This is a genomic window from Streptomyces synnematoformans, assembly GCF_039531005.1.
GTDB classification, from domain to species: Bacteria; Actinomycetota; Actinomycetes; order Streptomycetales; family Streptomycetaceae; genus Streptomyces; species Streptomyces synnematoformans.
This window is the reverse complement of the sequence record NZ_BAAAPF010000167.1, coordinates 1-15,734: the sequence shown is the minus strand read 5'-3', so window position 1 is coordinate 15,734 and position 15,734 is coordinate 1. Positions and strand designations below refer to the sequence as shown.

The 15,734-nt window shown below is 75.8% G+C and carries 12 protein-coding genes and 3 pseudogenes; 9 read left to right on the top strand and 6 right to left on the bottom strand.

Going from position 1 to position 15,734, the window contains the following annotated elements:
* Together ABD317_RS22575 and ABD317_RS22570 are read left to right on the top strand one after the other, a co-directional pair.
* Positions 1-190, top strand: a pseudogene (locus ABD317_RS22575) (sigma-70 family RNA polymerase sigma factor); the annotation flags it as partial.
* Between the two features lie 52 nt (positions 191-242).
* Positions 243-767 carry a GNAT family N-acetyltransferase gene (locus ABD317_RS22570; protein WP_344291749.1) on the top strand — a complete coding sequence of 175 codons (525 nt, stop codon included), beginning with the start codon at positions 243-245 and terminating at the stop codon, positions 765-767.
* On the opposite strand, the gene ABD317_RS22565 is transcribed toward ABD317_RS22570, so the two are convergent.
* The gene (locus ABD317_RS22565) at positions 700-1,149 is read right to left on the bottom strand and encodes a hypothetical protein (protein WP_344291748.1); all 450 of its coding nucleotides are present in this window, start codon (positions 1,147-1,149) and stop codon (positions 700-702) included. The genes ABD317_RS22570 and ABD317_RS22565 overlap by 68 nt on opposite strands.
* Positions 1,142-1,510: a hypothetical protein gene (locus ABD317_RS22560; protein ID WP_344291747.1), complete on the bottom strand. Its 369-nt coding sequence runs from the start codon at positions 1,508-1,510 to the stop codon at positions 1,142-1,144. Before ABD317_RS22560 ends, ABD317_RS22565 begins: the two co-directional genes overlap by 8 nt.
* A gap of 596 nt (positions 1,511-2,106) precedes the next feature.
* Here ABD317_RS22560 and ABD317_RS22555 point away from each other — a divergent pair.
* From ABD317_RS22555 to cbiE, 4 genes and pseudogenes are all read left to right on the top strand, one after another.
* Positions 2,107-3,150 (top strand): methionine ABC transporter ATP-binding protein, encoded by a 1,044-nt coding sequence (locus tag ABD317_RS22555; RefSeq protein ID WP_344291746.1) that lies wholly within the window; start codon positions 2,107-2,109, stop codon positions 3,148-3,150.
* Positions 3,147-4,667, top strand: a complete 1,521-nt coding sequence (locus ABD317_RS37870; protein WP_425582410.1) for a MetQ/NlpA family ABC transporter substrate-binding protein — start codon at positions 3,147-3,149, stop codon at positions 4,665-4,667. Before ABD317_RS22555 ends, ABD317_RS37870 begins: the two co-directional genes overlap by 4 nt.
* Before the next feature lie 77 nt (positions 4,668-4,744).
* Positions 4,745-5,350, top strand: coding sequence for a GNAT family N-acetyltransferase (locus ABD317_RS22540; RefSeq protein ID WP_027757184.1), 606 nt, complete (start codon positions 4,745-4,747; stop codon positions 5,348-5,350).
* 112 nt (positions 5,351-5,462) lie between these two features.
* Positions 5,463-6,134 (top strand): annotated as a pseudogene (gene cbiE, locus ABD317_RS22535) (precorrin-6y C5,15-methyltransferase (decarboxylating) subunit CbiE); the annotation flags it as partial.
* Here the strand turns inward: cbiE and ABD317_RS22530 are convergent.
* A pseudogene (locus tag ABD317_RS22530) lies at positions 6,101-6,733 on the bottom strand (DUF3000 family protein); the annotation flags it as partial. The pseudogenes cbiE and ABD317_RS22530 overlap by 34 nt on opposite strands.
* A 197-nt stretch (positions 6,734-6,930) precedes the next feature.
* On the opposite strand from ABD317_RS22530, the gene hemE reads away from it, so the two are divergent.
* The 3 genes from hemE (at position 6,931) to ABD317_RS22515 (ending at position 10,589) form a co-directional block, all read left to right on the top strand.
* Positions 6,931-7,938, top strand: coding sequence for a uroporphyrinogen decarboxylase (gene hemE, locus ABD317_RS22525; RefSeq protein ID WP_234020124.1), 1,008 nt, complete (start codon positions 6,931-6,933; stop codon positions 7,936-7,938).
* 112 nt (positions 7,939-8,050) lie between these two features.
* Positions 8,051-8,785 carry a TIGR04222 domain-containing membrane protein gene (locus ABD317_RS22520; RefSeq protein ID WP_344291744.1) on the top strand — a complete coding sequence of 245 codons (735 nt, stop codon included), beginning with the start codon at positions 8,051-8,053 and terminating at the stop codon, positions 8,783-8,785.
* A gap of 187 nt (positions 8,786-8,972) precedes the next feature.
* Positions 8,973-10,589 carry an alpha/beta hydrolase gene (locus ABD317_RS22515; protein WP_344291743.1) on the top strand — a complete coding sequence of 539 codons (1,617 nt, stop codon included), beginning with the start codon at positions 8,973-8,975 and terminating at the stop codon, positions 10,587-10,589.
* Between the two features lie 57 nt (positions 10,590-10,646).
* Here ABD317_RS22515 and hemQ read toward each other — a convergent pair whose 3' ends face one another.
* From hemQ to ABD317_RS22495, 3 genes are all read right to left on the bottom strand, one after another.
* A complete protein-coding gene (gene hemQ, locus ABD317_RS22510; protein WP_344291742.1) occupies positions 10,647-11,393 on the bottom strand; it encodes a hydrogen peroxide-dependent heme synthase in 747 nt (248 codons plus the stop codon).
* Complete coding sequence (locus ABD317_RS22505) at positions 11,390-12,874, bottom strand: protoporphyrinogen oxidase (protein ID WP_344291740.1); 1,485 nt, start codon at positions 12,872-12,874, stop codon at positions 11,390-11,392. Before ABD317_RS22505 ends, hemQ begins: the two co-directional genes overlap by 4 nt.
* A 412-nt stretch (positions 12,875-13,286) precedes the next feature.
* A partial coding sequence (locus ABD317_RS22495) for a DEAD/DEAH box helicase (protein ID WP_344291739.1) occupies positions 13,287-15,734 on the bottom strand: 2,448 nt, incomplete at its 5' end.

Below are 15,734 nucleotides of genomic sequence, written 5' to 3'. Positions count from 1 at the left end.
CCCCGGCCGCTGCCCGCGCCTCCTCGCCGCGCTGCTCGACCGGACCGACCCCACGTACCGGGATATCTCCGGCGAGTTGGCAATATCACAGGGAAGCCTCGGCCCTGTCCGTAGCCATTGCCTGACCGCGCTGCGCAGAATGCTCACGGCGGAGGTTGCGCCGGGTGAAGTGCGGGGAAACACGCGGTAGGCCGCAGGTTTTGCGGCCTGTCCACTGGGTGCACAAGGGAGGCGGGCGCGGCATGGGCAAGAGTGTGACGATTACGCCGGCGACGAACGACGACGCCGAGCAGGTCCTGAAGCTCCAGTACCTCTGCTACCAGGCCGAGGCCGCGCTCTACGGCGACTACCGCATACCCCCGCTCACCGAGACCCTCGACGAGCTGCGCGCGGAGTTCGACCGCGGCGCCGCCGTCGTCGCCCGCCTCGGCGACGAGGTCGTCGGTGCCGTGCGCGGCGCGGTCGGGGAGAACGGCACCGCCGTCATCGGCCGGCTCATCGTGCACCCCCGGCTGCAGGGCCACGGGCTCGGCGCCCGGCTGCTGCTCGCCATGGAGGTCCGGCTCGCGGAGGGCGGGGCGCCGGTCAAGCGGTTCCAGCTGTTCACCGGGCACCGCAGCGAGGCGAACCTCCGGCTGTACCGGCGGCTGGGCTACGAGCCGGTGGGCACGGAGAAGGTCAGCGCGAGGCTGAGCCTGGTCACTCTGGAGAAGGCTTCGCAGAATCCCGCTCCGCCGGCCGTCTCCTCAGCCACCACAGCCCGATGACCGGCAGGATGACGGGCAGGAAGAGGTAGCCGCGGCCGTAGTCGGACCACACGGTCTGGTCCGGGAACTCGGACGGCTGCACCTCGGTCCAGGTGCCGATCGCAAGCACGCCGACCAGCTCGGCGGTGATGCACACCAGGGCGAGCCGGCGCGCCGTCTCGCCGCCGCGGGCGAGGGCGACGGTGATGAAGACGTAGACGACGGCGGCCAGCGCGGACAGCAGGTACGCGAGCGGCGCCTCGTCGAACTGCGTGCTCAGCTGGTAGACCGCCCGGGAGGTGGCGCCCACGGCGAACACGCCGTACAGCGTGAGGATCAGCCGCCCGGGCCCGCCGGACAGGCGCGTACGCGGCTCCCCGGCCGCCGGCTGCCGCTCAGCCACCGGTGCCCACCCAGATGTCGTACAGCCGCACCTGCAGCACGGCCAGGACGAACCCCCCGACGGCCACCGTCGCCGAGCCCCAGCGGCTGCGCTCCGACAGCGACAGCACCCCGACCGCCGGCACCGCGAACCCGGCGGCCAGCAGGTAGGCGACGAACACCGCCGTGCCCTCGTCCGGGTCCTCGCCGCCGCCGAGCCGCACCAGGCCGACCACCACCTGGGCCAGCGCGAGCACCGTCACCACGGCCATGCCGCCGAAGTGCCAGTCCTTCGTGGGCTCGTCCTTGACGGCGGCGTACCCGCACCAGGCCGCGAGAGCGAGCGCGGCCAGCGCGACCACGATCGTCAAGGGGGTGAACATGACTCGACCTTACTGCGTCCCGCCGGGCCCTCCGACCGGGGTCCCGGCACCGTCCGTGCGCTTCCGGCCGCGCCGGCCGCACCGTGGCGTCGGCCACAGCGCACACCCCGCCCCGACCCGCAGGACCACCCGGACCGGCACCGTATCCGCGCAGGTCAGGGCGGTGTACGGGGCGCGGGCCGCGGCCCGTACGTGGCTGTCCGCACCGCGGACGGCGGCGCCGGTTCCCGCCGGCCGTCTGTTTTACTGGCCAGCATGACCACGACGAGCAGCCGCACCCGTGCGACCGAGGCGAGGAACATGACGCCCGGTGCTCGCCGCATGTGTCGAATGCACCGCTGAGGGCCCCACCATGAGACTCGCGCCCCGAAGCGAGTCCGCGGGCCGCTCCGCCGCCGTGCCCCGCACGGCCGCGCCCGAGAGCCGAGCCCGCGTGCCCTGAGGCCGCGCCGCGCCCCCCGCGCGCACGCCGCCCGGAGCAACCACCCCGGACCCCCTCCGGACACCACCCCAGCCACCGAACCAGCGCGCTCCACCGGGGCGCGCCCGTGCCCGCCCGCACGCCCGGGCGGACACCCGAGAGCGATGGAACCCACGTGATCACAGTTACGGACCTGACGAAGGTCTACCGCTCCCGCGGCCGCGAGACCGCCGCGCTCGACGGCGTCGACCTGCGCGTACGCGAGGGCGAGGTCTTCGGCGTCGTCGGCCGCAGCGGCGCCGGCAAGTCCACCCTCATCCGCTGCATCAACCTCCTGGAGCGCCCCGACTCCGGCACCGTCACCGTCGCCGGCCAGGACCTCACGGCCCTGAGCGGCCGCGAGCTGCGCGCCGCCCGCACCCGGATCGGGATGATCTTCCAGCACTTCAACCTGCTCAGCGCCCGCACCGTGCAGGACAACGTCGAACTGCCGCTGGAGATCCTGGGCCTGTCCGGCCAGGAGCGCGCCCGCAAGGCGCTCGACCTCCTCGACCTCGTCGGCCTCGCCGACCGCGCCAAGGCGTACCCGGCGCAGCTGTCCGGCGGCCAGAAGCAGCGCGTCGGCATCGCCCGCGCGCTGGCCGGCGACCCGCAGGTGCTGCTCTCCGACGAGGCCACCTCCGCGCTCGACCCCGAGACCACCCGCTCCGTGCTGGAGCTGCTGCGCGAACTCAACCGCGAACTGGGCCTGACCGTCCTGCTCATCACCCACGAGATGGACGTCGTCAAGGCCGTGTGCGACTCCGCCGCCCTGATGCGCTCCGGCCGCATCACCGAGTCCGGCACCCTCGACGAGCTGCTGGCCACGCCCGGCTCGGAGATCGCCGCCCAGCTCTTCCCCGTCGGCGGCGAGTCCGACGGCCCCGCGAGCACCGTGGTCGACATCACCTTCCACGGCGGCACGGCGAGCCGCCCGGTGATCTCCCACCTGTCCCGCACGTACAACCTCGACGTGTCGATCCTCGGCGCCGCCATGGACACCGTCGGCGGCCGGCAGGTCGGCCGGATGCGCATCGAGCTGCCCGGCCCGTACGAGGAGAACATCGTCCCCCTGGGCTTCCTGCGCGAGCAGGGCCTGCAGATCGACCCGGTCGGTGCCGGCGCCGACCGGGTCGGTGCCGGCGCCGCCGGCCTGTCCACCCTGGAGAGTGCCAAGTGAGCTGGACCGAGATACGCCCCGAGCTGCTGACCGGGCTCTGGGAGACGCTGGCCATGGTCGGCTGGGCGGCGCTCGTCGCCGTCGTCCTGGGCACCCCGCTCGGCGTGCTGCTGGTCCTCACCGACCGCGGCCGCCCGCTGGAGAACGTCCTCGTCAACCGGATCGTCGGACTCGTCGTGAACATCGGCCGCTCGCTGCCGTTCATCATCCTGATGCTGGCGCTGACCGCCTTCACCCGCTCCCTGGTCGGCACGTCCATCGGCCTCAAGGGCGCCATCGTGCCGCTGGCCGTCAGCGCCGTCCCCTTCTTCGCCCGGCTCGTCGAGACCGCGGTCCGCGAGGTCGACGCCGGCCTGGCCGAGGCCGTGCAGGCCATGGGCGGCAGCACCTGGACCGTGGTCGTCAAGGCGCTGCTGCCGCAGGCGCTGCCGTCCCTGGTCGCGGGCCTGACCACCACCGTCATCGCCCTCGTCGGCTACTCCGCGATGGCCGGCGCGGTCGGCGGCGGCGGCCTCGGCGACGTCGCCATCCGCTACGGCTACCAGCGCTACGAGGGCGGCGTCATGCTCGTCACCGTCGTGGTGCTCGTCGTCCTCGTCAACGTCGTCCAGCTCGTCGGCGACTTCTTCGTCCGCACCCTGAGCGACCGCAGCGCCCGCGGCGCCGCCTGGCTGCGCATCTCCCGCCCCGCCCGGGCGGGCGTCGCCGCGGTCGCCGGCGTCGCGCTCGTCGGCACGCTCACCGCCGGCACCATCGGGCTGACCTCCGACGGCGGCGACGGCGGCGCGAACACCGTCACCGTGGCCGCGACGCCCGTGCCGCACGGCGAGATCCTGGACTTCGTCAGGGACAACCTCGCCGAGGACGCCGGGATCGACCTGCGGGTCCGCGAGTTCACCGACTACGTCAAGCCCAACGAGGCGGTCGCCACCGGCGAGGTCGACGCCAACTTCTTCCAGCACACCCCGTTCCTCGACGACTACAACGACAAGAACGGCACCGACATCGTCCCCACCGTCGGCGTGCTCGTCGAACCGCTGGGCCTGTACTCGAACGAGACCGACGACGTCTCCGGCCTCGGCGCCGGCGACACCGTCGCCGTACCGAACGACACCACCAACGAGGGGCGCGCCCTGCACCTCCTCGCCGCCGAGGGCCTCATCGAGCTGAAGGACGGCACCGGCCTGAACGCCACCCCGGGCGACATCGCCGACGACCGCGGCCTGGAGATCCAGGAGCTGGAGGCGGCCCAGACGCCGCGGGCGCTCCAGGACGTCGACGCCGCCGTCGTCAACGGCAACTACGCCATCGACTCCGGCCTCGACCCGCGCACCGACGCCGTCGCGCTGGAGAAGGCCGAGGGCAACCCGTACGTCAACATCCTCGCCGTCCGCTCCGGCGACGCGGACGACCCGGAGATCAGGAAGCTCGGCGAGCTGCTGAACTCCCCGGAGACCAAGGCGTTCCTGGAGAAGGAGTTCCCCTCGTCGGTACCGGTGTTCGGCCCCGTGGGCTGAGCCGTGGCATATCCGCCCGCGGATGCTGCATGCTGTCCGGGTCAGCTCGTCATCGGTCCACGCACTCGGAGAAGCGCATGTCATCCACCTTCCCGGACGTCTCCCTCAGCACGGACCGGCTGGTGCTCCGCCCGTTCGACGAGGAGGACGTGCCGGCGCTGACCGAGATGATGAACGACGAGGCCGTCACGGCGTGGACACAGGTGCCGCACCCGTACACGCGGGACGACGCCCGCGACTGGGTGAGGCGCGTCGCCCCGGCCGAGCGCACCGGCGGCCGGGGCATCGTCTTCGCGGTGTCGGAGTTCCTCACCCAGCGTCTCGTCGGCATCGTCCACCTGCGGCGGACCGACTGGCGCACGCTGGCCTCCGAGGTCAGGTTCATCGTCGCCCCCTGGGCGCGCGGCGAGGGGTACGCCGCCGAGTCCGTGCTCGTCGTCGCGCGCTGGCTCTTCGACGTGCAGAAGTTCGAGCGCCTGGAACTGCGCACCGCCGCGGACAACACCGCGGCGCAGCAGGTCGCGCAGAAGGTCGGCGGCATCAGCGAGGGCGTCCTGCGCAACGCCTGGATAGCGCGCACCCGCACCGAGGACGGCGGCTGGACGGACATCCGCACCGACCTGATCGTCTGGAGCCTGCTGCCGGAGGACCTGGACGCGGACGGCGGGAGTAGTGTGCTCTGACGCTCCCTTACCTCCGGCGTGCGTACGCGCGCACGTGCGTGCCCCGGCGGTCCGGGAGCGGGCGCCGGCCCTCCGGCGCGCCCGCGGCCGACGACCAGGAGAGAAGTGAGCGATGGCGGACCGCGTCACCGTGATCGGGTGGGACGGTTCTCCGCTGACCGAGGCGGCGCGCGCCGCGCTCGGCGCGGCCAGCCTGGTGGCCGGGGCGGCGCACCACCTCGCCCTGCCCGAGGTGCCGCCGGGCGCCGAGCGCATCCGGCTGGGCAGCGTGGGCCTCGCGGCCCGCAGGATCGCCCGGCACCGCGGCACGGCGGTGGTCCTCGCCGACGGCGACCCGGGCTTCTTCGGCGTCGTACGTACCCTGCGCGCCCCCGAGCACGGCCTGGAGGTCGAGGTGCTGCCGGCGGTCTCGTCCGTCGCCGCCGCCTTCGCCCGCGCCGGGATGCCCTGGGACGACGCGCAGGTCGTCGTCGCGCACGAGCGCAACCTGCGCCGGGCCGTGAACGTCTGCCGCGCGCACCCCAAGGTCGCTGTCCTCACCTCGCCCGGCGCCGGCCCCGCCGAACTCGCCCTGCTGCTGCGGGACGTCCACCGCACGTTCGTCATCTGCGAGGAGCTGGGCGGGCCGCAGGAGCGGGTGACGGTGCTCACGTCGGACAAGGTGGCGGAGCACGTGTGGCGGGACCCGAACGTGACGCTGGTGATCGGCGGCGGCTTCGCGACCGGAGCCGGCGCGGTGTCCGGCTCCGGGGCCCCCGCGGGCGCCGCCGACGGCGGCAGCCCGGCGCACTGGCACAGCATCTCCACCCACGCCGCCAGGTGCGCGGCGGCGTCCGGGGCGCCGTCCCCGGCCGCACCCGCCGCCCCAGGCGTCCAGGACGCCCGGATCTCGATCTTCGTCGCCGTGCTGCGCTCCGCGAGCCCGCCGAAGTGGTGCGAGGACGCGCGCGTGACGGTGCCGCTCGGCTCGCCGTAGCCGACGCCGCGGGTGTCGAGCGCGCCGGTCAGCCAGGACCAGCACACCTCCGGCAGCAGCGGGTCCGCGGCCATCTCCGGCTCCAGCTCCGCCTGCAGCAGGGTGACGAAGCGGAACGTACCGCGCCAGGTGTCCTGCCCGTCCGGGTCGTGCAGCAGCACCAGCCGGCCGTCGGCGGGCTCGGCGTCCGCCTCCGCCTCCGCCCCGACCTCCGCCTCCAGCGCGTACGCGAACGGGGCGATGCCCCGCGGCGCGCGCGTCGCGCGCAGCGCCGCCTCGGGGCGGACCGCCGCCGCCTCCAGCGCCTCGACGGCCCGCCGGAACGGCGGTGGCAGGGCCCCGCCCGCCTCCTGGCCGTCCGGGCGTCCATCGGGTTCGTCGACGAGGTGTCCAGGAGCCGCAACCATGCCCGGAAGACTAGGGGGCGCGGCACACAGAAGCGTTGCGGGACACCCGGGTGGCCGGATCTCGACCCCTACGCACGTGCGAGGATGCAGGGGTGAGTGCCGACAGCGCCCCGCGCCCCTCCGCCACGTCCGTCCCCGGCGCCGCCCCGGCGGCCGCGGCGGCACCCCCCGCCGGCCCGGCCGCCGACTCCGCGTTCCTGCGCGCGTGCCGGCGCGAGCCCGTGCCGCACACCCCCGTGTGGTTCATGCGCCAGGCGGGCCGCTCGCTGCCCGAGTACCGGCGGCTGCGCGAGGGCATCGGCATGCTCGACTCGTGCCGGCGGCCCGACCTCGTCACCGAGATCACGCTGCAGCCCGTACGCCGGCACGGCGTGGACGCCGCCATCTTCTTCAGCGACATCGTCGTGCCCCTCAAGGCCATCGGCGTCGACCTCGACATCAAGCCGGGCGTCGGCCCCGTCGTCGCCCAGCCGATCCGCAGCCGCGCGGACCTCGCGCAGCTGCGCCCGCTGGAGCCCGGCGACGTGCCGTACGTGACCGAGGCCGTGGGCGCGCTCACGGCCGAGCTGGGCGCGACGCCGCTGATCGGCTTCGCCGGGGCGCCGTTCACGCTCGCCAGCTACCTGGTCGAGGGCGGCCCGTCGCGCAACCACGAGCACACCAAGGCGATGATGTACGGCGCGCCGGAGCTGTGGGCCGAGCTGGTCGGCCGGCTCGCCGGCATCACGGCGGCGTTCCTGCGGGTGCAGATCGAGGCCGGCGCCGCCGCCGTGCAGCTCTTCGACTCCTGGGCGGGCGCGCTGGCCCCCGCCGACTACCGGCGCGCGGTCCTGCCCGCCTCGGCGGAGGTCTTCGCGGCGGTCGCCGAGTACGGCGTGCCGCGCATCCACTTCGGCGTCGGCACCGGCGAGCTGCTGACCGCGATGGGCGAGGCCGGCGCCGACGTCGTCGGCGTCGACTGGCGGGTGCCGCTGGACGAGGCCGCGCGCCGCGTCGGCCCCGGCAGGGCGCTGCAGGGCAACCTCGACCCGGCGGCGCTGTTCGCGCCGCCGGCGGCGACGGCGGCCAAGGCCGACGAGGTGCTGGCCGCGGCCGCGGGGCTGCCGGGGCACGTGTTCAACCTCGGCCACGGCGTGCTGCCGACGACCGACCCGGACGCGCTGACGCGCCTCGTGGAGCACGTGCACGAGTCCTCGGCCCGCTGACGCCGCCGGCCCCGCGGCGCCCGCGGCCGCGGCCGCCCAACTCCCCCTATCACGGCGGCGTTCGGAAAGACAGGGCTGGCGCCGCGTGCCCCCGGTCGCGTAGAACACCGCCATGTGGGTGTGCTTCGCGCTCGTCGCCTGGGCGGCCGCGCTGCTGACGTGCGGGCGCCTGGTCCTCGTCGGTTCCGTCGCCGCGGCACAGCCGGAGCCCGCGCCGGCGCAGGTCCGCGGGGCGCCTGAGCTGACCCTGTACGAGGCGGCCTTCCTCGCCGGCGGTCCGCACCGGGTCGTGGACGTCACCCTCGTGGCGCTGGCGCGGGAGCGGCGGCTGCTGCTCGCGCACACCGGCTGGGCCACCGTCGTGGACCCGCAGGGACGCGACCCCGTCGAGCGCGCCGTGATCGCCGCCGCCGGGGAAGGGGGCCAGAACACCATTCCGGCCATCCGCGCCGCCGCCTGCTCCGCCGAGGCCGTGCGGGACCTGGACGACGGCCTCGCCGCGGCGGGGCTCGCGGTCCCCCGGCCGATACGGTCCGCCGTCCGCGCCGCGGTGCGGCAGGTACGGGGCGCGGGGCTGGTGGTCCTCGGCGCCGGCACCGCCGCGCTGGCGCTGCGGGCGCCGGAGCAGGAGCCGATCGCGGGCTGGTTCGTCCTGCCGCTGATACTGGTCTGCGGCTGTCTGGCGATAGCGCGGCTGGAGGTCGGCGAGTACACCCGCTGGGCCACGCCCGACGGCCGCGGGCTGCTCGCCACCGTCGACGCCGGGGACTCGCTGCTGACCGGGCTCGCCGTGCACGGCCCCGCCGCGCTCCCCGACCCCGATATGCGGGCCGCGCTCGCGCGCTAGCGGCCGGCCGCGCCGCGACACCCCCCGCCGGGGTGCTTTACATCGGCAACTCGGCCAAGAATTATCACTTTTACCCTCATTCTTCCCCGTGGACGTGCCGCCCCGCGCGGACGTTCCGCGCCTTGCCTTGCCTTGCCACGCCTTGCCACGCCTTGCCACGCCTCGCGCCGCAGCAGAAGGGCCCTTCGTGAGAGCAGCAGTGCTGTACGGAATCCTCGGTTCGCTCGCTCTCACCGGCCTCGCCGCGGCCCCCGCCGCGTACGCCGCCCGGACGGGGACCCCCGTCCCCGTGGCGCAGGCCGCCGAGGGGCCCGAGGCCCGCGGCACCGCCGTCGCCGCCGCCCGCGCCGCCGAGGCCGGCGTCGACTTCGGCACCTGCCCGGCCGCGGAGGGGCTGCCGGCGCCCGTCGAGTGCGGCACCGTCGCCGTCCCGCTGGACTACGCCCGCCCCGACGGCCGGCAGCTCAAGCTCACCGTCAGCCGCATCGGCGCCACCGGCCCGCGTGCCGAGCGGCAGGGCGGGCTCGTCTTCAACCCCGGCGGCCCCGGCGGCTCCGGCATGTACTTCCCGCTGCTCAGCCGGTCCCCCCGGTGGCAGGGGCTGGCCGAGGTGTACGACTTCGTCGGCTACGCCCCGCGCGGCGTCGGCCGCTCCGGCGCACTGTCCTGCCAGGACCCCGAGCAGTTCGTGCAGGCGCCGTCGAACACCTCCCCGCACCCCTCGGAGCGCGAGAAGAAGGCCCGTATCGCCCAGGCGCGCGCGTACGCCGACGGCTGCGCGGAGAACGCGGGACTGCGGCACTACACGTCCCTCAACAACGCCCGCGACCTCGACGTGCTGCGCGCCGCCCTCGGCGAACGCAGGCTCACCTACCTCGGCGCCTCCTACGGCACCTACTTCGGCAGCCTGTACGCCGCGCTCTTCCCCGACCGGGTGCGCCGCATGGTCTTCGACAGCCCGGTCGACCCCGACCCCCGGCAGATCTGGTACGGCAACAACCTGCGCCAGTCCGCCGCGTTCGAGGAGCGCTGGGCCGACTGGCAGCGCTGGGTCGCCCGGCACGACGACGTCTACCACCTGGGCGACAGCCGGTGGCAGGTGGCGGCGGCGTACCGGCGGGCCCGCCTGATGATCGAGAAGGAGCCCGCCGGCGACCGGGTCGGCACCGCCCAGCTGCAGGCGGCGTTCCTGCAGGCGGCGTACTCCGACGACTACTGGGCGCCCGCCGCCACCGCGCTCGCGGACTACCTGGCGGGCAGGCCCGGGACGCTCGTCGACTTCGCCGCCGACGACCCGGAGGACAACGCCGCGGAGGAGAACGGCAACGCCGTCTACACCGCCGTCGAGTGCAACGACGCGCCCTGGCCCACCGACTGGGAGACCTGGGACCGCGACAACAGCCGCCTCGCGCACGTCGCGCCGTTCGAGACGTGGCAGAACGCCTGGATGAACCTGCCGTGTGCGTTCTGGCCCGCGCCGCGCCAGCAACCCCTCGACGTCCGCACCGACGCCGGCGAGCTGCCGCCGGTCCTCCTCCTCGCCGCCGAGCGCGACGCGGCCACGCCGTACGAGGGGGCGAGGGAACTCGCGCGCCGGCTGGGCGGCTCGGCGGACCTGGTCACGGAGAAGGACGCCGGGTCGCACGGGCTGGCCGGCGGGGAAAACGACTGCGTCACCAAGCACGTCGACACGTACCTGCGCACCGGGCGCGCACCCGGCGACGTGACCTGCGCGCCGCGCCCGGAGCCGAAGGCGGAGCGGAGCGGGCAGCGGTCCGCGGCGGGCGGGCCGGCGGGCGGCTGAGCGGCGGCACGCCCCCGGGGGCGCGGCGGGCCCCGGGGCTCCGGGCCGCGAGCGGCGTCAGGCCAGCGAGGCCACCAGCTCGGCGACGGGCTTGCGGCGGCCGGTGTAGAACGGCACCTCCTCGCGGACGTGCAGCCGCGCCTCGGACCCGCGCAGGTGCCGCATCAGGTCCACGATGCGGTACAGCTCGTCGGCCTCGAAGGCGAGGATCCACTCGTAGTCGCCGAGGGAGAACGCCGGCACCGTGTTCGCGCGCACGTCCGGGAAGCCGCGGGCCATCTTGCCGTGGTCGGCGAGCATGCGGCGGCGGTCCTCGTCGGGCAGCAGGTACCAGTCGTAGGAGCGGACGAACGGGTACACGCTGACGTACGCGCGCGGGGTCTCGTCCGCCAGGAACGCCGGGATGTGCGACTTGTTGAACTCGGCGGGGCGGTGCAGCGCCATGTTCGACCAGACCGGTGCGAGGGCACGGCCGAGCCGGGTGCGGCGGAAGCGGTTGTACGCCTCCTGCAGCGCGTCCGCGGACTCCGCGTGCCACCAGATCATGACGTCGGCGTCGGCGCGCAGGCCCGACACGTCGTACGTGCCGCGCACGACGACGTCCTTCGCGGCCAGCTGCTCGAACAGCTCGGTCACCTCGTCCGCGTAGCCGGCGCGGTCCTCGGGGAGGGTGTCGCGCAGCCGGAACACCGACCAGAGGGTGTAGCGGATGACCTCGTTGAGGTCCCGGGCCTTCTTGCCGGCGTTCGCGGAGCGGGCGGGAGCTGCGCCGGGGGAGGCCGCCGGAGGGGTTGCGTCACTCATGCGGCCATTGTCCCAGGGCGCCCCAGCACCTCGTCGGCGGCCCGGTGCGCGCTCGCGACGCAGGCGGGAACGCCCACGCCATCGTACAGCGCACCGCACACCGCCAGCCCGGCGGGCAGGGCGCCGCGGATCCGCGCGACGCGGGCGTCGTGCCCGACCTCGTACTGCGGGAGGGCGCCCCGCCACCGGCTGACGCGGCTGGCGACGGGGCGGGCGGCGAGTCCGGTGGCGGCGCGGAGGTCGTCGAGGGAGGCGGTGACGAGGTCGGCGTCGTCACGTTCGAGGGTCTTCTCGTCGTCGACGCGGCCGACGGAGGTGCGCAGCAGGAACAGGTCGTCGTCGCCGGTCCAGCGCCACTTGGCGGAGGAGAACGTCGACGCCTTGATGGTCCGCCCGTCGACCGGCGGCACGAGGAAGCCGGTGCCGGCCGGCAGCTGCGCCGCCGCCTCCCGGCGGGGGAGGGCGAGGGTGACGAGGGCCATGGACGCGTACCGCACGCCGTCGAACTCGGCGGCGGCGCGCGGCGCGGGCCGCCGCAGCAGCCGTGCGCCGGGCACCGCGGGCACGGCGAGCACGACGGCGTCGGCGACGTAGAAGCGCCCCCCGGCGACAACCCGCCACCGCGCACGCCCCGGCTCCCGGGCCGGAGCGGGGCGGGGTAGCCCCTCGCCGGGTTGCGGTGCGGCGGCCTCGCCGCCGGCGGCGGGGTCCGAGGGCGGAGCCCCCGCCTGGGTCCCGGGGCGGAGCCCCGGGGTTGGGGAAGTGGGGGCACCGCCCACGCCCTCAAGGGCGTAGGGGGAGGGGTCGGGGGCAGCCTCCACGCGCTCCAGCGACGCGACCTCCGCACCGAGCACGATCTCACCGCCCCCCGCCCGCACCGCGTCGGCCACCGCCGCCGGCAGCCTCCCGACACCCCCCTCGATGCCCATGAACACCGGCGTCTCCGCCCCGCCCGCGGCGGCAGCCGCCGCCGCACCGCGGGCCTGCACCGCCCGCGCCGCGCCCAGCAGCGTGCCCTCCTCCCGCAGCGCCGCGAACAGCTGCGGCACCGCGGAGCGCATCGACAGCCGGTACGCGTCCCCCGCGTACACCCCGCCCAGCAGCGGCTCCACCAGCCGGTCCGTGACCTCCGCGCCCAGCCGCTCCGCGACGTACGCGCCGATCGCCACGTCCTCGCCCGGCTCCGCCGGCGGCAGCTCCGCCTCCCGGCCGGCCCGCGCCAGGCCCGCCGGCGACAGCACCTCGGCCGCCGCCAGCCGGTCCAGGTCGCCGGGGACGCCCATCACGTGGCCGCCGGGCAGCGGGCGCAGCCGCCCGCGGGTCCACAGCGCGGCCCCGGCCGCCGCCGCCGGCTGCCCGGCCGCGCCTCGCCCCGGCCCCGCATCAGCAGCAGCACGAACGGATCCGCGTCCAGCAGCCGCGCCACGTGGTAGCTCAGCGCCGCCGTGTGCACGCAGTGGTCCCACTCCCCGCAGCCGCACTCCGGCTGCAGGTCCCCGATGCCGGGCAGCAGCGCCACCCCGGCCGCCGCCGCGTCCTCGTCCAGCTCCGGCGGCATGTCCCGGTCCAGCAGCGCGGCGATGTGGCCGGCGCGGTCGGCGATGGTGTCCAGCAGCCGCTCCCAGTCGGCGTCGTCGAGCTGCTGCACGAGCACGTCCGTGCGGTACGGCGTCCGGTCCGCGCCCAGCACCTGCGCCGTGATCCGCCCCGGCCGCACCGCCACGGCCCCCACCGCGCCCGCGCGCGCCCGCCCCCGGCCGCGCCGCAGCAGCGTGCCGTCCAGCACCGTGTCCTCCAGCGCCTTCAGCCACGCCCGGCCCCACCAGGTGCGGGCGAACCCGCCGCCCCGGCTGGGCGGCAGCGCCTCGAAGGTCAGCTCCTCCGGCTCCGCCATCACGCGCCCCCTTCCGGCCCGGCCAGCCGGACCAGCTCCGCCAGCTGCTCGTCGGACAGTTCGGTGATCGCGGCCTCGCCGCCGCCCAGGACGGCGTCCGCGAGGCCCTGCTTGCGCTGCAGCATCTGTGCGATGCGGTCCTCGATCGTGCCCTCGGCGACGAGCCGGTGCACCTGCACGGGCTGCGTCTGCCCGATGCGGTACGCGCGGTCGGTGGCCTGGGCCTCGACGGCCGGGTTCCACCAGCGGTCGTAGTGCACGACGTGCCCGGCGCGGGTCAGGTTCAGGCCGGTGCCCGCGGCCCGGAGCGAGAGCAGGAAGACCGGCGGGGGCTCGTCCGGCGGGCAGTCCTGGAAACGCCGCACCATCGCTTCGCGCTCCGGCACCGGCGTGCCGCCGTGCAGCAGCTGGGCGGGGACGCCGCGGGCCGCGAGATGCGTCTGGAGCAGCCGGGCCATCTGCACGTACTGGGTGAAGACCAGCACGCCGCCGCCCTCGGCGAGGATCACCTCCAGCAGCTCGTCGAGGAGTTCGAGCTTTCCCGAACGGCCGGCGATGCGCGGGTCGGCCTCCTTGAGGTAGTGCGCGGGGTGGTTGCAGATCTGCTTCAGCGCGGTCATCAGCTTCATGATCAGCCCGCGTCTGGCCATGTCGTCCGCGTCCGCGAGCGCGGCCAGCGTCTCGCGCACCACCGCCTCGTACAGCCCGGCCTGTTCGGCCGTCAGCGCCACCGCCCGGTCGGTCTCGGTCTTGCGCGGCAGCTCCGGCGCGATGCCCGGGTCGGACTTGCGGCGGCGCAGCAGGAAGGGGCGGACGAGGCGGGCGAGCCGCTCGGCGCCGTCGCCCCCGCCCGCCTGCCCTGCTTCGGCCCCTGCCGACTCGGCCGCGTCCGCGTAGCGCGTACGGAACCGCCGCAGCGGGCCGAGCAGCCCCGGCGTCGTCCAGTCGAGGATCGCCCACAGCTCGGAGAGGTTGTTCTCCACCGGCGTGCCGGTCAGCGCGACGCGCGCCCGGGACGGGAGGGTGCGCAGCGCCTTCGCGGTCGCGGAGTAGGGGTTCTTGACGTGCTGCGCCTCGTCGGCGACGACGAGCGACCAGCCCGCCGCCGCCAGCCGCCCGGCGTCCAGCCGCATCGTCCCGTACGTCGTGAGCACGAACTCGCCGTCCGCCAGGGCGTCCAGCGACCGGCCGGCGCCGTGGAAGCGGCGCACGGGCGTGCCGGGCGCGAAGCGTTCGATCTCCCGCTGCCAGTTGCCGAGGAGCGACGCCGGGCAGACCACCAGCGTCGGGCCCGCGGTCTCCGCCTGCTCCTGCCGGTCGAGGTGCAGGGCGATGAGCGTGACGGTCTTGCCCAGGCCCATGTCGTCGGCGAGGCAGCCGCCGAGGCCGAGGGAGGTCATGCGGCGCAGCCAGCCCAGTCCGCGCAGCTGGTAGTCGCGCAGGGTGGCGGCGAGCGCCGCGGGCGGGGCCGCCGGCCCGCTCTGCCGCTCCGGGTCGGCGATGCGCTCGCGCAGCGCGTCGAGCCAGCCGCTCGCGGCGACCTCGACGCGCCCGCCGGGCGCCGCCGGATCGTCGATCTCGCCGGTGAGCGCGGCGCCGAGGGCGTCGACGGGGGTCAGCTCGGCGTCCTTGCGGTCGAGCGCGCGGCGTACGGACTCGGGGTCGACCAGCACCCAGCGGTCGCGCAGCCGCACCACCGGGCGGGCGGCCTCGGCGAGCCGGTCCAGCTCGGCGCGGGTCAGCTCCACGTCGCCGACCGCGTGGCGCCAGCCGAACGCGACGAGGGCGTCGGCGGACAGGTAGGAGGGGCCGGCGTGCCGGCCGGCCGGGTCGTCGGCGGGGCCGACGACGGCGCGGGCGGTGAGGTGGCGGGTCAGGTCGCGGGGCCAGTGGATCTCGACGCCGGCCGTGGCCAGGTCGCGGGCGGCGGGGCCGAGCAGGGCGGCGAGGTCGTCGTCGTCCAGGTCGACGGCGTCCGGCACGGCGGCCGAGAGCAGCGGGGTGAGCGCGTCCCAGGCGTGGGCGGCCCGGCGCAGGGTGAGCAGTGCCTGCATGCGGGCGCCCGCGCCGAAGTGCGCGGCCGTGCCGGCCCACACGTCGGCGGCGTCGGCGACGAGCGCGGTGTCGGCGACGCCGTGCAGCTGGACGGCGGCGCGGAAGGTGGGCCGGGCACCGGTGGCGTCCATCTCGACGCGCAGCGAGACCCGCACGACCACGTCGTGCCCGGCGGCCACGTCGTCGGCCCACGCGCGCTGCTCGGGGACGTGCCGCGGCTCGGGCGCGGCGGACGCCCGGCCGTCGGCGGCGTGCGCGGCGGCGGGGGAGCGGGGGAGGCCGTCGGCGACGGCGTCGAGGAAGGCGCCCAGCAGCGCTTCGGGCTCGGGCAGGAGGACGGCGTCGTCCGCGCCGGGCACGCCGCCGCCGGCCGCGTCCGGACCGTACGGGCC